Genomic DNA, 17,647 nt, shown 5'->3' with positions numbered 1-17,647 from the left:
GGACATACCGCCATGGCCGCCACCCCCGAAAAGCCTGCCACCGCCACGCCCCGCCGCAAGGCCGGACGCCACCGCGGCGAGGGCCAGTGGGCCGTTGGCCACATGACACCGCTGAACGCCAACGAGCAGACCAAGAAGGACGACGACGGTCTCAACGTGCGGACACGCATTGAGACGATCTACGCCCATCGCGGCTTCGACTCGATCGACGGCGCGGACCTGCGCGGCCGGATGCGCTGGTGGGGTCTGTACACCCAGCGAAAGCCCGGGATCGACGGCGGGAAGACCGCGATCCTCGAGCCGGAGGAGCTGGACGACGAGTACTTCATGCTGCGCGTCCGGATCGACGGCGGGCGGCTGACGACGGACCAGCTGCGGGTGATCGGGGAGGTCTCCCAGGAGTTCGCGCGCGGCACCGCCGACATCACCGACCGGCAGAACGTCCAGTACCACTGGATCCGCATCGAGGACGTCCCCGAGATCTGGAACCGCCTGGAGGCTGTCGGCCTGTCGACGACCGAGGCGTGCGGTGACACGCCCCGTGTCATCCTCGGCTCGCCCGTCGCCGGCATCGCAGAGGACGAGATCATCGACGGCACTCCCGCAATCGACGAGATCCACCGCCGCATCGTCGGCAACAAGGACTTCTCCAACCTCCCCCGCAAGTTCAAGTCGGCCGTCTCCGGTTCCCCGCTGCTCGACGTGGCGCACGAGATCAACGATGTCGCCTTCGTCGGGGTGACCCACCCCGAGCACGGCCCCGGCTTCGACCTCTGGGTCGGCGGCGGCCTGTCCACCAACCCCAGGATCGGCGTCCGGCTGGGTGCCTGGGTGCCGCTGGACGAGGTCCCTGACGTGTACGAGGGCGTCATCTCGGTCTTCCGCGACTACGGCTACCGCCGGCTGCGCACCCGTGCGCGGCTGAAGTTCCTGGTCGCCGACTGGGGCGCGGAGAAGTTCCGCCAGGTGCTCGAGGACGAGTACCTGAAGCGGAAGCTCGTCGACGGCCCGGCGCCCGAGCAGCCCGTGCAGCAGTGGCGCGACCACGTCGGTGTGCACCGGCAGAAGGACGGGCGCTTCTACGTCGGCTTCGCGCCGCGCGTCGGCCGGGTCGACGGCACCACGCTCACCAAGATCGCCGAAGTGGCGGAGGCGCACGGCTCGCACCGGGTCCGTACCACCGCAGAGCAGAAGATGCTCGTCCTCGATGTCGAGGAGTCGCAGGTCGAGTCGCTCGTGGCCGGACTGGAGGCGCTGGACCTGCGGGTCAACCCGTCCCCGTTCCGGCGCGGCACGATGGCCTGCACCGGTATCGAGTTCTGCAAGCTCGCCATTGTCGAGACCAAGGCCCGCGGGGCCTCGCTGATCGACGAACTCGAGCGCCGCATCCCCGAGTTCGACCAGCCGATCACGATCAACATCAACGGCTGCCCGAACGCCTGCGCCCGTATCCAGGTCGCGGACATCGGTCTCAAGGGCCAGCTGGTCCTCGACGCCGACGGCAACCAGGTCGAGGGCTTCCAGGTGCACCTGGGCGGCGCGCTCGGGCTGGAGGCCGGGTTCGGCCGCAAGGTCCGCGGCCTCAAGGTCACCTCCGCCGAGCTGCCGGACTACGTCGAGCGTGTCCTCAAGCGCTTCCAGGCGGAGCGCGAGGACGGCGAGCGCTTCGCCACCTGGGCCGCCCGCGCAAGCGAGGAGTCACTGTCATGAGCGTCTGGGGGCACCTCCCGTGCCCGCAGGGCCACGGGGGCGAATGGCAGCGAAAGGAGGGGTCGTGAGCGAGCGCGCGGCACCGTTCTACTGCCCGTACTGCGGCGACGAGGACCTGCGTCCGAACGAGCAGGGCCACGGCGCCTGGGAGTGCGCGGCCTGCAATCGAGCCTTCCAGCTGAAGTTCCTCGGGCTGCTCGCCCGTGGGGTTCGGCACAACGACGCGGGAGGGAACGGGATATGACGGCGGTTCAGACGAACCGGACCGAGGACCGGCTGAAGTCACTCGCCGAACAGGCCGGGCGGGACCTCGAAGAGGCCTCCGCCCTCGACATCCTGCGCTGGGCGGCGGAGACCTTCGGCCCGCGCTTCTGCGTCACCTCCTCCATGGAGGACGCGGTCGTCGCGCACCTCGCCTCGCGCGCGATCCCCGGCGGCCGCCGGGTCGACGTGGTCTTCCTCGACACCGGCTACCACTTCCCCGAGACCATCGGGACCCGGGACGCGGTCGAGGCCGTGATGGACGTCAACGTCATCACACTCACCCCCCGCCGGACGGTCGAGGAGCAGGACGCCGAGTACGGCCCGAAGCTGCACGACCGCGATCCGGACCTGTGCTGCGCGCTGCGCAAGGTCAAGCCGCTGGAGGAGGGCCTGACCGCGTACGACGCATGGGCGACGGGACTGCGCCGCGACGAGTCCCCCACCCGGGCGAACACGCCGGTCGTCGGCTGGGACGAGAAGCGGCAGAAGGTCAAGATCTCGCCGATCGCCCGCTGGACGCAGGACGACGTGGACGCGTACGTGGCCGAGCACGGTGTCCTCACCAACCCGCTGCTGATGGACGGTTACGCCTCGGTCGGCTGCGCGCCCTGCACCCGCAGGGTGCTGGAGGGCGAGGACGCCCGGGCCGGCCGCTGGGCGGGCCGCGCCAAGACCGAGTGCGGGCTGCACGGCTGATGACGGACGACCGGAACTCTGGGGAGAAGCACGTGACTGGGGCCACCATCTGGCTCACCGGGCTGCCGAGCGCGGGCAAGACGACCATCGCGTACGAGCTGGCGGGCCGGCTGCGTGACGAGGGCCACCGCGTCGAGGTGCTCGACGGCGACGAGATCCGCGAGTTCCTCTCCGCGGGCCTCGGCTTCAGCCGCGAGGACCGCCACACCAACGTCCAGCGGATCGGCTTCGTCGCCGAGTTGCTGGCATCGAACGGCGTCAAGGTACTGGTCCCGGTGATCGCCCCGTACGCGGACAGCCGCGAGGCCGTCCGCAAGCGCCACGGCGCCGAGGGCACGCCCTATGTCGAGGTGCATGTGGCCACGCCGGTCGAGGTGTGCTCCGTACGCGATGTGAAGGGGCTCTACGCCAAGCAGGCCGCGGGCGAGATCAGCGGGCTGACCGGCGTCGACGACCCTTACGAGGAGCCCGAGTCGCCCGAACTGCGGATCGAGTCGCACACCCAGACCGTGCAGGAGTCCGCCTCCGCGCTCCACGCACTGCTGACTGAAAGGGGTCTGGCATGACGACCAGCATCAACGTCGTGGGCGAGAGCACGGACAGCCCGTACGCGCTGACACATCTGGACGCGCTGGAGTCCGAGGCGGTGCACATCTTCCGCGAGGTGGCGGGCGAGTTCGAGCGGCCGGTGATTCTCTTCTCCGGCGGCAAGGACTCCATCGTCATGCTGCATCTCGCGCTGAAGGCGTTCGCCCCGGCCGCGGTCCCCTTCTCGCTGCTGCACGTGGACACCGGGCACAACTTCCCCGAGGTCATCGAGTACCGCGACCGTACGGTGTCACAGCACAACCTCAGGCTTCACGTGGCATCGGTGCAGGAGTACATCGACGCGGGCAAGCTGCGCGAACGCCCGGACGGCACCCGTAACCCGCTGCAGACCGTTCCGCTGACCGAGGCCATCCAGCAGCACCGCTTCGACGCCGTCTTCGGCGGCGGGCGGCGCGACGAGGAGAAGGCCCGGGCCAAGGAACGGGTGTTCTCGCTGCGCGACGAGTTCTCGCAGTGGGACCCGCGGCGCCAGCGCCCCGAGCTGTGGCAGCTCTACAACGGCCGTCACGCCCCGGGTGAGCACGTCCGTGTCTTTCCGCTGTCCAACTGGACCGAGCTCGACGTGTGGCAGTACATCGCGCGCGAAGAGATCGAGCTGCCCGAGATCTACTTCGCGCACGAGCGCGAGGTGTTCAAGCGCGCCGGCATGTGGCTGACCGCCGGTGACTGGGGCGGTCCCAAGGAGGACGAGACGGTGGAGACGCGGCTGATCCGCTACCGCACCGTCGGCGACATGTCCTGCACCGGCGCCGTCGACTCCGGCGCGACGACGCTGGACGCCGTGATCGCCGAGATCGCCGCCTCCCGGCTCACCGAGCGGGGCGCGACCCGCGCCGACGACAAGCTGTCCGAGGCCGCGATGGAAGACCGCAAGCGCGAAGGGTACTTCTAGACATGACCAGCTCCACCGAGCAGCTGGCCGAGCAGCTGTCGGCCACCACCCTGCTGCGCTTCGCCACCGCCGGGTCCGTCGACGACGGCAAGTCCACCCTGGTGGGCCGGCTGCTGCACGACTCCAAGTCGGTGCTCGCCGACCAGCTGGAGGCCGTCGAGCACGCCTCCCGCTCCCGCGGCCAGGACGCCCCCGACCTGGCGCTGCTGACCGACGGTCTGCGGGCCGAGCGGGAGCAGGGCATCACGATCGATGTGGCGTACCGTTACTTCGCCACACCGCGGCGCCGCTTCATCCTGGCCGACACCCCGGGGCACGTGCAGTACACCCGGAACATGGTCACCGGCGCGTCGACGGCCGAGCTGACCGTGGTCCTGGTCGACGCGCGCAACGGGGTCGTCGAGCAGACCCGCCGGCACGCCGCGATCGCCGCCCTCCTGCGCGTCCCGCATGTCGTCCTCGCCGTCAACAAGATGGATCTCGTCGGCTACGAGGAGTCCGTCTTCGCGTCGATCGCCGAGGAGTTCACGGCGTACGCGAGCGAACTCGGTGTCCCGGAGATCACCGCCATCCCGATCTCGGCGCTCGCCGGCGACAACGTCGTGGCCGTGTCCGCGACCATGGACTGGTACGGGGGACCGACGGTCCTCGAGCACCTGGAGACCGTGCCGGTCAGCCACGATCTGACGAGCTGCCACGCACGCTTCCCGGTGCAGTACGTGATCCGTCCGCAGACCGCCGAGCACCCCGACTACCGCGGTTACGCGGGCCAGATCGCGGCCGGCACGTTCCGCGTCGGCGAGAGCGTGACCGTACTGCCGTCGGGACGGACCTCGAAGATCTCCGGGATCGACCTGCTCGGCGAGCCCGTGGACGTGGCCTGGACCCCGCAGTCGGTGACGCTCCTGCTGGAGGACGACATCGACATCTCGCGCGGCGACATCGTCGTGCCGAGCGGTGACGCCCCCGCGACCACGCAGGACGTCGAGGCGACCGTCTGCCATGTCGCCGACCAGCCGCTCGCCGTCGGCCAGCGCGTGCTGCTGAAGCACACCACCCGCACGGTCAAGGCGATCGTGAAGGAGATTCCTTCGCGCCTCACGCTCGACGATCTCTCCCAGCACCCGGCTCCCGGGCAGCTGGTGGCCAATGACATCGGCCGGGTCCGCGTCCGTACCGCCGAGCCCCTCGCGCTCGACGCGTACGCGGACTCCCGCCGTACCGGGTCGTTCCTGCTGATCGACCCGGCCGACGGTACGACCCTGGCGGCCGGCATGGCGGGCGAGTCCTTCGCCACCGCCGAGACCGCGCCCGTCCAGGACGACGAGGGGTGGGATTTCTGATGGCGATCGACGTGTACGCAACCTTCGCGAAGGAGGGCGGCCGCGTGGGCAGCGGCATCCTCGGCGCGGGCTCCGGAGGTGTCGCGCGATGTGCCCGATGACGAGCGCGACGCCCCGAACGCACCACAGACGACGACAGAGACCAGCCGATCTCCCGGCCACGTCCCGACACACCCGGAATCACCGGGGGACGTAAGCACCGGGCCTCCGAGAGGAACACCTCCCGTGCCTGCCACCCGTACGAGCCGCAAGCCCCGAACGCCCCTCCCCCACTCCTGGCTGCGCCGCCGTGGGGGCGCCCCGATCACCCTGCGGCGCAGCCTCGCCGCTGCCGCCGCCCTCCCGCTGCTGGCCGTGGCGCTCACCGCCTGCGGCTACGGTTCCGAGGCCAAGGACGACAAGAAGACCGAAGTGGCGGCCAAGGGCGACACGCTCTCCGTCGGCAAGGTCCGCGTCGGCTACTTCCCGAACCTCACCCACGCCACCGCGCTGGTCGGCCTCCAGGAAGGCCTGATCCAGAAGGAGCTCGGCGGCACACAGATCGCGGCGCAGGCCTTCAACGCCGGCCCGTCCGAGATCGAGGCCCTCAACGGCGGCTCGCTGGACATCGGCTTCATCGGCCCCTCGCCGTCCATCAACGCCTATGTGAAGTCCAAGGGCAAGAACCTGCGGATCGTCTCCGGCTCCGCCTCCGGCGGTGTGAAGCTCGTCGTCAACCCGGACAGGATCAAGACCCTGGACGACATCAAGGGCAAGAGGATCGCCACACCGCAGAAGGGGAACACGCAGGACGTCGCGTTCCTCAACTGGATCGCGGAGCAGGGCTGGAAGGTCGACTCCGAGAGCGGCAAGGGCGATGTCTCGGTCGTCCGCACGGACAACAAGGTGACCCCGGACGCCTACAAGTCGGGCTCGATCGACGGCGCCTGGGTGCCCGAGCCGACCGCCTCCAAGCTGGTGTCCGAAGGCGCGAAGGTCCTCCTCGACGAGGCCGCCCTGTGGCCCGACGAGAAGTTCGTGATCACGAACATCATCGTCTCGCAGACGTTCCTCAAGGAGCACCCGGACGTCGTCGAGGCCTTCCTGCGCGGCACGGTGAAGACCAACGCCTGGATCAACGCCAACCCGGACAAGGCCAAGGCGTCCGCCAACGCGGCGCTGAAGGAGGAGACCGGCAAGGAGCTCGCCGCCGAGGTCATCGACCCGGCGTGGCCCAGCATCCGGATCACCGACGACCCGCTGGCCTCCACGCTGAAGACGCAGTCCGAGTGGGCGGTCAAGGCCGAGCTGATCGATCAGCCCGACCTGAACGGCATCTACGACCTGACGCTGCTCAACAAGGTGCTGAAGGCCGAGGGCAAGCCCGAGCTCTCCGACGCCGGTCTCGGCGCCAAGTAACCCGCACACCGAATCCCCCAGGAGGTGACGACCATGGCTACCGCGATTGCCAAGGCTGCCGAGGGCGCCACGGCGGTGTCGCACGCCGCCCGCATCGAGCGTGTCTCGAAGTCCTTCTCCGGACCGGCCGGGGCCCAGCTCGTCCTGGACGACATCAGTCTCGATGTCGCGCCGGGCGAGTTCGTCACCATCCTGGGGGCCTCGGGGTGCGGCAAGTCCACCCTGCTCAACCTGGTCGCGGGGCTCGACAGGCCGACCGCCGGGTCGATCCACACGCCCGGCGGGCGGCCCGCCCTGATGTTCCAGGAGCACGCCCTCTTCCCGTGGCTGACCGCGGGCAAGAACATCGAACTCGCGCTGCGGCTGCGCGGACTCCCCAAGTCCGAGCGCCGTCCGGAGGCCGAGCGGCTGCTGGAGCTGGTCCGCCTCGGCGGCGCGTACGGAAAGCGGGTCCACGAGCTGTCCGGCGGCATGCGCCAGCGCGTGGCCCTGGCGCGGGCGCTGGCCCAGAACAGCGAACTGCTCCTGATGGACGAGCCGTTCGCGGCGCTCGACGCCATCACCCGCGATGTGCTGCACGGCGAACTGACGCGGATCTGGGCGACTGCGAACACCAGCGGCTCCGCCGCGGGGAACCTGTCGGTGCTCTTCGTCACGCACAACGTCCGCGAGGCCGTACGGCTCGCGCAGCGCGTGGTGCTGCTGTCCTCGCGGCCCGGCCGGGTGGCCCGGGAGTGGACGGTCGGCATCCCGCAGCCGCGTCGCATCGAGGACGCGGCCGTGGCGGAGCTGTCCATCGAGATCACTGAGGAACTGCGTGGGGAGATCCGCCGCCATGGCCAGCACTGACACCGCCCCGAAGCAGGACGACCTCGCCGGTCTGGAAGCAGGTCTGGACGCACTCGACACGGTCGAGATCAGCCGTACACCGGTCCGTGAGGTCCTCGTCAAGAAGGTCCTGCCACCGGCCGTGGCGATCGCGCTCGTCCTCGTCGTCTGGCAGCTCCTCGTCTCCGCGAAGGTCACCACCGAGGACAAGCTGCCCAAGCCGTCCGCGGTCTGGAACGGCCTGACCGACATGTGGCTGCAGGGCACCCTGCTGGAGGTCGTCTGGACCAGCGTCTCGCGCGGTCTGTTCGGCTTCCTGCTGGCCCTGGCCATCGGCACGCCGCTCGGCCTGCTCGTCGCCCGGGTCAAGTTCGTGCGCGCCGCGATCGGCCCGATCCTGTCGGGCCTGCAGTCGCTGCCGTCGGTGGCATGGGTGCCGCCGGCCGTCATCTGGCTCGGCCTCAACGACTCGATGATGTACGCGGTCATCCTGCTCGGCGCCGTACCGTCGATCGCCAACGGCCTCGTCTCCGGCGTCGACCAGGTGCCGCCGCTGTTCCTGCGCGCCGGGCGGACCATGGGAGCCACGGGTCTGCGGGGCACCTGGCACGTCGTCATGCCCGCGGCGCTGCCCGGCTATCTGGCGGGCCTGAAGCAGGGCTGGGCCTTCTCATGGCGCTCCCTGATGGCCGCCGAGATCATCGCGTCCTCGCCGGACCTCGGTCTGGGCCTCGGTCAGCTGCTCGAGAACGCCCGCAACAACATCGACATGCCCGGGGTGTTCCTCTCGATCATCCTCATCCTGATCGTCGGTATCGCCATCGACCTGCTCATCTTCAGCCCGCTGGAGCGACGGGTCCTGCGCAGCCGCGGTCTGCTCGTCAGGAACTGAGCGTTTCCCATGCACAGCCCTGCCCTGCTCGTCATCGCCCACGGCAGCCGCGACCCGCGGCACGCCGCGACGGTGCACGCCCTGGTGCGGCACGTACGGTCGCTGGGGGTCCCCCCGGGCGCTCAAGGGCCCGCGGGGCGGCCTGAGTTGCGCATCTCGACGGCGTTCCTCGACTTCAACGCGCCGTCCGTGCCGCAGGTCCTGGAGCGGATGGCGAACGACGGCGTGCGGGAGGTGGTGGCGCTGCCGCTGTTGCTGACCCGCGCCTTCCACGCCAAGGCAGACATCCCGTCAGTCCTGAACGAGGCCAGGGCAAGGTACCGGCGGCTGCGGATCACCCAGGCCGATGTCCTCGGTCCGTCGCCGCTGCTGATGGCCGCGGTGGAACGGCGGCTGTACGAGGCCGGGCTGACCTCGTACGACAAGCGCTCGACCGGGGTCGTCCTGGCCTCGGCGGGCTCCTCCGACCCGGAGGCGATCGCAGTGATCGCAGATGTGGCGCGGGAGCTGCGGCACACCGGATGGTGCGCCGTGCGGCCTGCGTTCGCCTCCGCTGCGTCTGCCGCGGGCTGTCCCCGTACCGAGGACGCGGTACGGGCGCTGCGCGCCGAGGGCGTCGCCCGGGTCGCGGTGGCACCGTACGTCATCGCCCCGGGCCGCCTCCCGGACCGTATCGCCCACGGCGCCGACGCGGCGGGCGCCGACGTCCTGGCCGATGTCCTGGGACCGTCGCCCGAGCTGGCGCGACTTCTTCTGGAGCGCTACGACGAGGCGCAGGTCGCGCAGCGCCTCGTGGCGGCGGGCTGAACCGCCGGCTGAACCGCCGTACGGTCCGTGCGCCGGTCCTCCGCGACGGGACTCATGGATCACCGCCCGGGATGCGGTGCCCGAACCTCCAGGAAGCGATGCCGACCGCGTCCCCGGTACAGCAGCGCGTCCCAGCCGAGCCGCTCCAGGACGCGCGCGCATTCGGTGAGCGCGCTCTCCTCCTGGGCCGCGGCCCCGCTGCCGTGCGGTCCGAGCCACTCGACCGTGACCGTGTCCGGCTCGTCCTCCCCTGCACGGACGCGGTATCCCGTCGCCATCCGCTGCCCGGACGACGCGTCGACCGCGGACGGGGCGATGCCGGATGCCTCCAGCGCGAGCGCGACGGCACGCACCATGCGGCCGCGTTCCCAGACCGCCGGTGTCGCCTCCGGGTCGGCGGCGTCGGTGTTGGTGAGGCGGCGGATCTGCAGCAGACCCTCGAAGGCGACCCGCACCTCGGCCGCGCGCGTCTCCGTCGCGCGCGGGTCGCCGGCCCGTGGCGGCCCGTCACCGTCGTCGTACATGGGATCGACGATAGGCCGCGGCACCGACATCCGGTGGCTCGGCCGCTGCGCCACTCCCCCGCGCTGTGCCCGGCCCCGGTCCCGGGCACGGGTTCGCTCGCCCATCCGGAGGAGAACCCGGACGCAGCCGCGATCCCGCTGTCGGATGAGGACATGTGTGCCCTGGAACAGCGGTAGCGGCGGAGGCGGCAGCCACGGTGACACGACCGTGGCGGTGCCGTGACAACCGTGCCGAGCTCTTCGCGCACCATGGCGACAAGGAGGCCGACATGTCGATCTATTACCACAAGCGGATCACGATCATCCCGAAGCTGGTCCATCTGAACCTCGGCACGCACGGGTGGTCGCTGAGCGTCGGCACGCGTCGGGCTCGTGTCACGCGGGACAGCGGCGGTCACAGCAGTGCTTCCGTCCGCCTGCCCGGCGGCTTCAGCTGGCGTCGGAGCTTTCGTCGGCACTGATCAGCGTGCCCTGGTGGAAGTAGAGCCGCCACACGTCACCGGTCAGACGCCACAGTGAACTGCGTTGGGCGCGGCGTCCGTTGACCTCGGTGATGAACGTCAGGTGCACGACACCGGGCGCGAGCTGGGTGCCCGTCATCTCCGACGCCGTGACGGCCTTGTACGTCTGGGAACCCTCTCCGCTGAGCAGTCCGATGATCGCGTCGCGGGTCCAGCGGCGCCCCGACGCGCCGAACTCTAGGAAATCCGGGTGCAGCAGCTCTGTGAGCAGCGCGGGTTCGGCGCGTACGACGGGGTCGAGGAGGCGGAGCTCGCCCTCGATGGCGGCGGCGACGGCAGGGCCGAAGGCAGTGGCGGAGTCGGTCATCGCGCGGTGCCTCCGGTCATCTCGGCGAGCTTGACGGCAGTGTTCCAGTTACGGGTCGTGGCGACGACACCTTTTGTGAGGCTCGGCCTGCCGAGGACGTCCGCGAGCTTGGAGCGGCCGAGCCCGCCGGGCGCGTACAGATACAGCGCGCGCTCGCCGAGCCGGAACTCCTCGGGGAGGAAGGATTTCACGTCGATGGACGCGAGCCGCCCGGGGTCGATGCGCTCCGAGAGGTACGTGACGTGGAGCTGCCTGCCCTCCAGTTCGGCTGCCGGGAAAGGGCAGTTCTCGACGACGGCCCTGAGATAGGGAGCCCCGCGGACCAGGCAGTCGACGGTGAAGCCGAAGTGCTTCTCGACAGCCTGCCCGATGTCCGCGGCGAGCGCGCCCTCGTCGCGCGTCCCGCCGGTGAAGACGGCGTTGCCGCTCTGCAGGTACGTACGGACGTCGCCGTGGCCCAGTTCCGTCAGCAGCGTGCGGAGGTCGGCCATGGGGACCTTGCGGTGTGCGCCGACGTTGATGCCGCGCAGGAGCAGCGCGTACGTGGAGGTCCTCGCCGTGGTCGCCATGGTCACACCATAGGACGGCCGCCGCGCCCCGTGGGGGAGGGCACGGCGGCCGTCGGCTCATCGGCGGTCGTCGATTCGGTTGATCAGTCGATCAGTGGATCACTCGACGACCTTCAGGAGCTTGTTGGGCGTGCCCTCGCTCGGGTTGCCGATCTTGTCGGGCGTGGCGCCGTCCGTCAGCGCCGTGGCGACCTGCTCCGGGGTGGCGTCCTGGTGGGCGGCGAGATAGACCGCTGCGGCGCCGACCACGTGCGGGGTCGCCATCGACGTGCCGGAGATGGTCTTCGTGCCTTCGTCGCTGTCGTTCCAGGCCGAGATGATGTCCGAGCCCGGAGCGTAGAGGTCCACGACCGACCCGAAGTTGGAGAAGTCCGACTGCTCGTCGTCCTTCGTCGAGGACGCGACGGTGATGGCCTCCTCGACGCGTGCAGGAGAGCCCTGGCTCGCGTCGCTCGACTCGTTGCCCGCGGCCACGCCGAAGGTGACGCCGGAGGCGACGGCCTTGCGAACGGCCTCGTCGAGCGCCGGGTCGGCACTGCCGCCGAGGCTCATGTTGGCGACGGACGGGCCCTGGTGGTTCTGGGTGACCCAGTCGATGCCCGCCACGACCTGCTCGGTCGTGCCGGAGCCGCTGTCGTCGAGGACGCGGACGGCGACGATCTTCGCCTTCTTGGCGACTCCGTGGGCCGCGCCGGCGATGGTGCCCGCCACGTGTGTACCGTGGCCGTTGCCGTCGTCGGCGGTGCCGTCGTTGTCGATGGCATCGAAGCCGTGGGTGGCCCGGCCCGTGAAGTCCTTGTGGGAGACACGGACTCCGGTGTCGATGACGTACGCGGTGACGCCCTCGCCCGCGCCGTCGGGATACGTGTACTTGCTGTCGCCCGCGGTGTCGGCCTGGTCGATCCGGTCCAGGCCCCAGGACGGCGGATTGTCCTGGGTCGCGTTGATCGTGAACTTCTTGTTCTGGACGACCTTGGCGACGGCCGGGTCTGCGGCGAGGCGCTTGGCCTCGGTCTCCGAGAGTCCGTTGGCGGAGAAGCCGTTGATGGCGGAGTTGTAGGTGCGCTGCAGCTTGCCGCCGTACTCCTTGGCCAGCTGCGCCTTGTTGGCCTTCTCGTCCAGCAGCACGATGTAGCTGCCTGCGACGGCGCCTTCGGCGTTCGCGCCGTAGACCGTGCCCTCTGCGGGAGCGGGCGTGGGGGCCGCTCCGGCGAACGAGGTGTTGAGTACGGTCACTCCGGCGGCTGCGGCCACGGCGGTTATCGCCGCGGTGAGCTTGATCCTGCTCGAGCGCTTGTGAGTTGCCATGAAGAGGGGTCTCCTCGTCATCTTTTGTGGGGGGTTGGGCCTCCGGGAGGAAAATCTCCCGGGGCTGCCTCGAAACCCTGACCGATTGACGCGCCCAGATCAAGACCTTCATACAGCTGTGACTCAGTCAACAAGTCTTTGTAATAAGAAAACGACCAGCGTGCCGCAAGTCGGACTCGGCCGCCTCAACTGCCGTTACGAATAGGGGGCTTCAGCCCGCTCCTCATTCCTGACGACGAGGTGACCGGAGCGGAAAGGAGGAGTCGGACCGGGGGCGGACTCCGCTGTCAGCACGACAGGCCCGCTCGCATCCGCCCATAGCGTCGAGGCCGGGAAGGACGGCGGCGTGCTGCGCCGGCCCAAGCTGTCCCTGGCGGTCGCGGCGGGCACGCTGGTCGCGATCACGCTCCCCGCGACGGGTACGCACACGCAGAACCTCACGCTGGACCAAGAGCTCGGCGACCCACCGTCGATCGTACAGATGCACGAGCGCGTCAACGCGGCGTTCCCCGGCGGGGCCGATCCGGCCCAGGTGGTGGTGAAGGCCGAGGACATCAATGCCGGGCCCGCGCGCCAGGCGATCGCGGACTTCCGTGCGCAGGCGGTGACTTCGGGCGCGTCGCAGGGCCCGGTGGACGTGGAGGTCCACGACAGGGAGAACGTCGCCGTCATCGGCGTACCGCTGGTCGGCGGCTCCGATCAGGACAAGGCGTCCGCCTCTCTGGACCTGCTGCCGGACACATACCGCAAGGTCGGCTCCGACCGTGCCGGCCTGCCGCGGCTGATCGGGCGGCAGGCAGGCGCCCCGCCGGCACCGGACGACTGAGGCCGGCCCGCCGTGCGGCGCGGGTCGATGCCACGCGCCCCGGGCGCCACCCGCCACCCGCCGCCCGCCACCCGCCGTCGGACCTGCGGGGATGCGAGAATTCCGACCATGGACGAGACACGCGCACGCGAGGTGCTGGAGGCGGCGGGACTGGCGGCGCAGGACGCGACGCTGCTGGCCCTCGGGGAGAACGCGGTCTTCGGCGCGGGCGACGTCGTCGTCAAGGTCGGGCGGAGCGCGGAACTGCTGGAGCGTGCGGAGCGCGAGCTGGCGGTGGCCGGGTGGCTGGAGAAGGCGGGCGTCCCTGCCGTACGAGCCGCTGAGCCGAAGGCACGGCTGGTGGAGAGCCATCCCGTGACGCTGTGGCACCGACTGCCGGAGGCCGTACGTCCTGCCGAGGCGCGGGACCTGGCGCCGCTGCTGCGGCAGGTGCATGAACTGCCCGCGGCGCCGTTCGCGCTGCAGCGACGGGAGCTGCTCGGGGGCGTCGAGCGGTGGCTGCGGCTGGCGGGGGACGCGATCGACGCCGCGGACGCGGCGTATCTGCGCGAACGGCGGGACGGATTCGCCGCGGCGGCCGCCGCACTGACCCCGCATCTGCCACCGGGTCCGATCCACGGTGACGCGCTCCCCCGCAATGTACATGTCGGCCCGGACGGACCGGTCCTGGTCGACCTGGAGACCTTCTCCTCCGACCTGCGCGAACACGACCTCGTGGTCCTCGCCCTCGCCCGCGACCGCTACGGCCTGGCCCCCGAGGCGTACGACGCCTTCGCGGCCGCCTACGGCTGGGACGTCCGCGACTGGCCCGGCTGCCCGGTCCTCCGCGGCGCCCGCGAGACGGCGAGCTGCGCATGGGTGGCGCAGCACGCTCCGTCCAACCCCAGGGCGCTGGCCGAATTCCGCCGCCGCGTGGCGTCCTTGCGCGAGGGTGACACGGAGGTGCGCTGGTACCCGTTCTGATCACCACCCTTCCACGATTGGAGTGTTGGATGCGCGTCGAACTCAGAGAGGTGACCCTCGAGGTCAGCACAGGCGGCGCGGGACCGGCCGTTCTCCTCGTGCACGGCTTCCCGGACACCCACGACTGCTGGCGCCACCAGGTGCCCGCCCTCCACGCCGCCGGATACCGCACCATCGCCCCCGACCTCCGCGGCTTCGGCGGCTCGGACCGGCCGGACGGCACCGACGCCTACGCCCCGGCCCGGTCCGTGGCCGACCTGCTGGAACTGCTCGACCGGCTGGAGGTGGAGCGGGTCCATCTCGTCGGTCACGACTGGGGCTCCGGCATGGTCCAGCAGCTGGCCATGGCCGCGCCCGAGCGGGTGACCGGCCTGAGCATTCTGTCCGTGGGCCACCTCGGGGCGCTGCGGGATGCGGGCTGGGAACAGCGCCAGAGGTCCTGGTACATGCTGCTGTTCCAGCTGCCGGGCATCGCCGAGGAGTGGCTCTCCCGCGACGATTTCGCGCAATTCCGCGAGATGCTCGCCGAGCACCCGGACGCCGACGCGATCGTCGACCGCCTGCGCGCGCCGGGCGCGCTCACCGCCGCTCTGTCGGTGTACCGTGCGGGCCTGCCGCCCGAGGTGATGTTCGGCCCCGAGCTGCCGCTGCCGTCGCTGCCCGGGCCCGTGCTGGGGATGTGGAGCACGGGTGACCGCTTCCTGACCGAGCGGTCGATGACCGGCACGGAGAAGCATGTGGCCGGTTCCTGGCGGTACGAACGGGTCGAGGACGCGGGGCACTGGCTCCAACTGGACGCTCCGGAGCGGGTCAACGCGGTGCTGCTCGACTTCATCGGCGAGGCGGAGTCCCGGCGCGGGGCTGCGGGATAGCACGTCCGGGCGGCACCTGCGCGCCTGCGGCGGGCCCACGCAGACCAAGCCCGCGCCGTGTGAGGACGGCCGCCCGGGCCGACCGGGCGGCCACCGGTTGCATCTGCCCGTCCGGCGCTTGAGGACGGACACCCGGGCCGACCGGCCGGTACCGGCTGCGATTCAGCCCGTCCGGCGCTTGAGGACGGACATCCCGGACGGACACCCCGGCCACCCAGCCGGCACCGGGCACGGGGCAGGCTTGCCCCCGCAGTGGAGCCGCCGCGCGGGCACGGCCGCCGTCAGCGGACGGTGGCCGCCGGCTGTCGCAGGGGCCAGGACGCGTCGACCACCGCGTCCGGTGTGCCCTTGCGCCGGAGGAAGTCCTGGAAGTCCGCCGCCCATTCGGCGTACCAGCGCACCTGCCGGGCGTGCAGCTCCGCAGGCGTGAGCGCCGCGACCGACCCGTGCCGGACGGCTATCGCGTGGGCGACCCGCACCGCGGCGAGTGCGTCCGCCAGGGCCTCGTGAGCGTCGTCCAGGACGACGCCGTACTCCCCGCAGACCGCTTCGAGGGTGCGCTTGCCGCGCCGGTAGCGGTCGACGGCGCGGTCGATCGTGTACGGATCGACGACGGGGCCGATCTCCGTGCCGCCGAGGCGCTCCGGCAGGGACGGCAGCCCGTGGCGGGCGAGCTCCGCCGAGAGCAGGGTGAGGTCGAAGGCCGCGTTGTACGCCACGACCGGAGTGCCCTGGGCCCAGTGACCCGCGAGGGCCGAGGCGATCTCGTCCGCGACCTCGCGCGCCGGGCGGCCTTCCGCCGCCGCCCGCTCGCTGCTGATGCCGTGGATCGCGGACGCCTGCGCCGGGATGCGGATCCCCGGGTCCGCCAGCCAGGTCCGCTGCTCGGTCGTCTCGCCGTCCCGCAGGACCACGACCGCCGCGGTCACGATGCGCGCGTCCAGCGGATCGGTGCCTGTCGTCTCCAGGTCGAAGCCGGCCAGCGGTTCACGGTGCCACGTCATGGTGCGGTGCTCCCCCCTCATCGTGGTGCTGACGGAAACTCTCGCACGTGGCACTGACAGTCAGGACACCGGGCGCGAGTCGGTCCACACCGACTCGAACTCCTCCCGGTACGTCTGGAACAGCCCGTGCTCGGCGTCCTGCCCCGACCTCACCACGGCCCGGCCCCCGCCCCGCAGCACGAGAACCGGCGCCTCCATGCCGCGCGCATGCCGCAGATACGACTGCACGACCGCCAGCCCGTCGGGTCCGTCCCCGTCCACCAGATAGGCCGTGAACCGGGGTGTCTCGTCGAAGACATGGATCTCGAATGCCCCGGGGTCGCGCAGCTTCGACCGCACCCGCCGCATGTGGAGGATGTTCATCTCCACCGTGCGGCTCAGCTCGCCCTTCTTCAGGCCGAGTTCGCGCTCGCGCCGCTTCACCGCGCTGCTCGCCGGGTTGAGGAAGAGCAGCCGCACCCGGCACCCTGACTCGGCGAGCCGGACCAGCCGTCGCCCGGAGAAGTTCTGCACGAGCAGGTTCAGGCCTATGCCGATGGCGTCGAGCCGCCGCGCGCCCCCGAAGAGGTCCTCGGCCGGCAGCTGCCGCTGCAGTCGCACCCGGTCGGGGTGCACGGACACCACGTCCGCGTACCGGTCGCCCACCAGGTCCTCGACCGCGTCCACGGGCAGCCGGTCCGCCGAGGGCACCCCGGCGCCGCTGCCGAGGATCTCCAGCAACCGCGCCGAGGCCCGTTCGGCCTGGGCGAGCACGGTCTCGTTCAGTGCGCGGTTGCGGGAGACGACGTTGCGCGCCACCTCCAGCTCGTCCAGGGCCAGCTCCACGTCGCGCCGGTCGTCGAAGTACGGCTCGAAGCACGGCCAGTGCTGGACCATCAGCTCCCGCAGCTGCGGGAGAGTGAGGAAGCTCAGCACGTTGTCGTCGGCGGGGTCCAGCAGATAGCCCTTGCGCCGGGACACCTCCCGCACGGCGACGGCCCGCTGCACCCACTCCTGGCCCGCGGGGCCCGCGGCCGCGACGACCCACTCGTCGCCGTGCACGGGCTCGTAGATCGGCCGGAGCACAGCGGCCACGACGGCCCGCAGCCGCTGCTCCACCAGGTTCAGCCAGATATAGGCCCGCCCCGCCCGTTGCGCGCGCGTACGCACCTCGCTCCAGGCGTCCGCACCCCAGTCCAGTTCCGCTCCGATCTCGACCGGCCGGGCGAGCGACACCGCGCCGGGCGGGACGTCGGCGGAGTCCCCCTCGTGACCGGCGTCACCGGGGGGTAGCTCCAGCCCTCCCGAGCTCACCCGCGCACCGCCTCCAGCTCC

The 17,647-nt window shown here is 71.0% G+C and carries 20 protein-coding genes and 1 pseudogene; 15 read left to right on the top strand and 6 right to left on the bottom strand.

All coding sequences use genetic code 11. The features are described 5' to 3' along the window. Positions 1-12: 12 nt before the first annotated feature. The 10 genes from ABT078_RS00515 (at position 13) to ABT078_RS00470 (ending at position 9,439) form a co-directional block, all read left to right on the top strand. Positions 13-1,710 carry a nitrite/sulfite reductase gene (locus tag ABT078_RS00515; protein WP_351222249.1) on the top strand — a complete coding sequence of 566 codons (1,698 nt, stop codon included), beginning with the start codon at positions 13-15 and terminating at the stop codon, positions 1,708-1,710. A gap of 64 nt (positions 1,711-1,774) precedes the next feature. Next, complete coding sequence (locus ABT078_RS00510; protein ID WP_351222247.1) at positions 1,775-1,954, top strand: hypothetical protein; 180 nt, start codon at positions 1,775-1,777, stop codon at positions 1,952-1,954. Then, positions 1,951-2,670: a phosphoadenylyl-sulfate reductase gene (locus ABT078_RS00505; RefSeq protein WP_351222245.1), complete on the top strand. Its 720-nt coding sequence runs from the start codon at positions 1,951-1,953 to the stop codon at positions 2,668-2,670. Before ABT078_RS00510 ends, ABT078_RS00505 begins: the two co-directional genes overlap by 4 nt. After that, entirely contained in the window at positions 2,670-3,236 is a 567-nt protein-coding gene (cysC, locus tag ABT078_RS00500; protein ID WP_351222243.1) for an adenylyl-sulfate kinase, read from the top strand. Before ABT078_RS00505 ends, cysC begins: the two co-directional genes overlap by 1 nt. Next, positions 3,233-4,171: a sulfate adenylyltransferase subunit CysD gene (cysD, locus tag ABT078_RS00495; protein WP_351222241.1), complete on the top strand. Its 939-nt coding sequence runs from the start codon at positions 3,233-3,235 to the stop codon at positions 4,169-4,171. The genes cysC and cysD overlap by 4 nt, the downstream gene beginning before the upstream one ends. Before the next feature lie 2 nt (positions 4,172-4,173). Beyond that, entirely contained in the window at positions 4,174-5,514 is a 1,341-nt protein-coding gene (locus ABT078_RS00490) for a sulfate adenylyltransferase subunit 1 (RefSeq protein WP_351222239.1), read from the top strand. A 303-nt stretch (positions 5,515-5,817) separates the two neighbouring features. Next, positions 5,818-6,912, top strand: a complete 1,095-nt coding sequence (locus ABT078_RS00485) for an aliphatic sulfonate ABC transporter substrate-binding protein (protein WP_351222889.1) — start codon at positions 5,818-5,820, stop codon at positions 6,910-6,912. Between the two features lie 33 nt (positions 6,913-6,945). Next, a complete protein-coding gene (locus ABT078_RS00480; protein ID WP_351222237.1) occupies positions 6,946-7,761 on the top strand; it encodes an ABC transporter ATP-binding protein in 816 nt (271 codons plus the stop codon). Beyond that, positions 7,748-8,632 carry an ABC transporter permease gene (locus tag ABT078_RS00475; protein WP_351222235.1) on the top strand — a complete coding sequence of 295 codons (885 nt, stop codon included), beginning with the start codon at positions 7,748-7,750 and terminating at the stop codon, positions 8,630-8,632. The genes ABT078_RS00480 and ABT078_RS00475 overlap by 14 nt, the downstream gene beginning before the upstream one ends. A gap of 9 nt (positions 8,633-8,641) precedes the next feature. After that, on the top strand, positions 8,642-9,439 hold the full coding sequence (locus ABT078_RS00470) for a sirohydrochlorin chelatase (RefSeq protein ID WP_351222233.1): 798 nt from the start codon (positions 8,642-8,644) through the stop codon (positions 9,437-9,439). A gap of 59 nt (positions 9,440-9,498) precedes the next feature. Here ABT078_RS00470 and ABT078_RS00465 read toward each other — a convergent pair whose 3' ends face one another. After that, positions 9,499-9,963, bottom strand: coding sequence for a hypothetical protein (locus tag ABT078_RS00465; protein WP_351222231.1), 465 nt, complete (start codon positions 9,961-9,963; stop codon positions 9,499-9,501). Between the two features lie 33 nt (positions 9,964-9,996). On the opposite strand from ABT078_RS00465, the gene ABT078_RS00460 reads away from it, so the two are divergent. Together ABT078_RS00460 and ABT078_RS00455 are read left to right on the top strand one after the other, a co-directional pair. Further along, positions 9,997-10,140 carry a hypothetical protein gene (locus tag ABT078_RS00460; RefSeq protein WP_351222229.1) on the top strand — a complete coding sequence of 48 codons (144 nt, stop codon included), beginning with the start codon at positions 9,997-9,999 and terminating at the stop codon, positions 10,138-10,140. Positions 10,141-10,232: 92 nt separating this feature from the next. Further along, positions 10,233-10,424 (top strand): DUF4236 domain-containing protein, encoded by a 192-nt coding sequence (locus ABT078_RS00455; protein ID WP_351222227.1) that lies wholly within the window; start codon positions 10,233-10,235, stop codon positions 10,422-10,424. Here ABT078_RS00455 and ABT078_RS00450 read toward each other — a convergent pair. The 3 genes from ABT078_RS00450 to ABT078_RS00440 all read right to left on the bottom strand — a co-directional run bounded on the left by ABT078_RS00450 (position 10,393) and on the right by ABT078_RS00440 (position 12,668). Continuing rightward, positions 10,393-10,791, bottom strand: coding sequence for a nuclear transport factor 2 family protein (locus ABT078_RS00450; RefSeq protein ID WP_351222225.1), 399 nt, complete (start codon positions 10,789-10,791; stop codon positions 10,393-10,395). The two genes, ABT078_RS00455 and ABT078_RS00450, sit on opposite strands and share 32 nt — an antisense overlap. Beyond that, complete coding sequence (locus tag ABT078_RS00445) at positions 10,788-11,360, bottom strand: DUF1697 domain-containing protein (RefSeq protein ID WP_351222223.1); 573 nt, start codon at positions 11,358-11,360, stop codon at positions 10,788-10,790. The genes ABT078_RS00450 and ABT078_RS00445 overlap by 4 nt, the downstream gene beginning before the upstream one ends. 99 nt (positions 11,361-11,459) lie before the next feature. Further along, positions 11,460-12,668 carry a S8 family peptidase gene (locus tag ABT078_RS00440; RefSeq protein WP_351222221.1) on the bottom strand — a complete coding sequence of 403 codons (1,209 nt, stop codon included), beginning with the start codon at positions 12,666-12,668 and terminating at the stop codon, positions 11,460-11,462. Between the two features lie 346 nt (positions 12,669-13,014). On the opposite strand from ABT078_RS00440, the pseudogene ABT078_RS00435 reads away from it, so the two are divergent. The 3 genes and pseudogenes from ABT078_RS00435 to ABT078_RS00425 all read left to right on the top strand — a co-directional run. After that, positions 13,015-13,416, top strand: a pseudogene (locus tag ABT078_RS00435) (hypothetical protein); the annotation flags it as partial. A 186-nt stretch (positions 13,417-13,602) separates the two neighbouring features. After that, positions 13,603-14,457, top strand: a complete 855-nt coding sequence (locus tag ABT078_RS00430) for a phosphotransferase enzyme family protein (RefSeq protein ID WP_351222219.1) — start codon at positions 13,603-13,605, stop codon at positions 14,455-14,457. A gap of 29 nt (positions 14,458-14,486) precedes the next feature. Beyond that, entirely contained in the window at positions 14,487-15,329 is an 843-nt protein-coding gene (locus ABT078_RS00425) for an alpha/beta fold hydrolase (protein WP_351222217.1), read from the top strand. Positions 15,330-15,610: 281 nt separating this feature from the next. On the opposite strand, the gene ABT078_RS00420 is transcribed toward ABT078_RS00425, so the two are convergent. Beyond that, entirely contained in the window at positions 15,611-16,333 is a 723-nt protein-coding gene (locus ABT078_RS00420; protein WP_351222215.1) for a 3'-5' exonuclease, read from the bottom strand. A gap of 60 nt (positions 16,334-16,393) precedes the next feature. Further along, complete coding sequence (locus ABT078_RS00415; protein ID WP_351222213.1) at positions 16,394-17,626, bottom strand: DUF5919 domain-containing protein; 1,233 nt, start codon at positions 17,624-17,626, stop codon at positions 16,394-16,396. Positions 17,627-17,647: the final 21 nt, after the last annotated feature.

The organism is Streptomyces sp. NPDC002133 (assembly GCF_040296405.1).
GTDB lineage: Bacteria > Actinomycetota > Actinomycetes > Streptomycetales > Streptomycetaceae > Streptomyces.
Note: the sequence above shows the minus strand (reverse complement) of the source record. Positions and strands in the feature narration are given on the sequence as shown.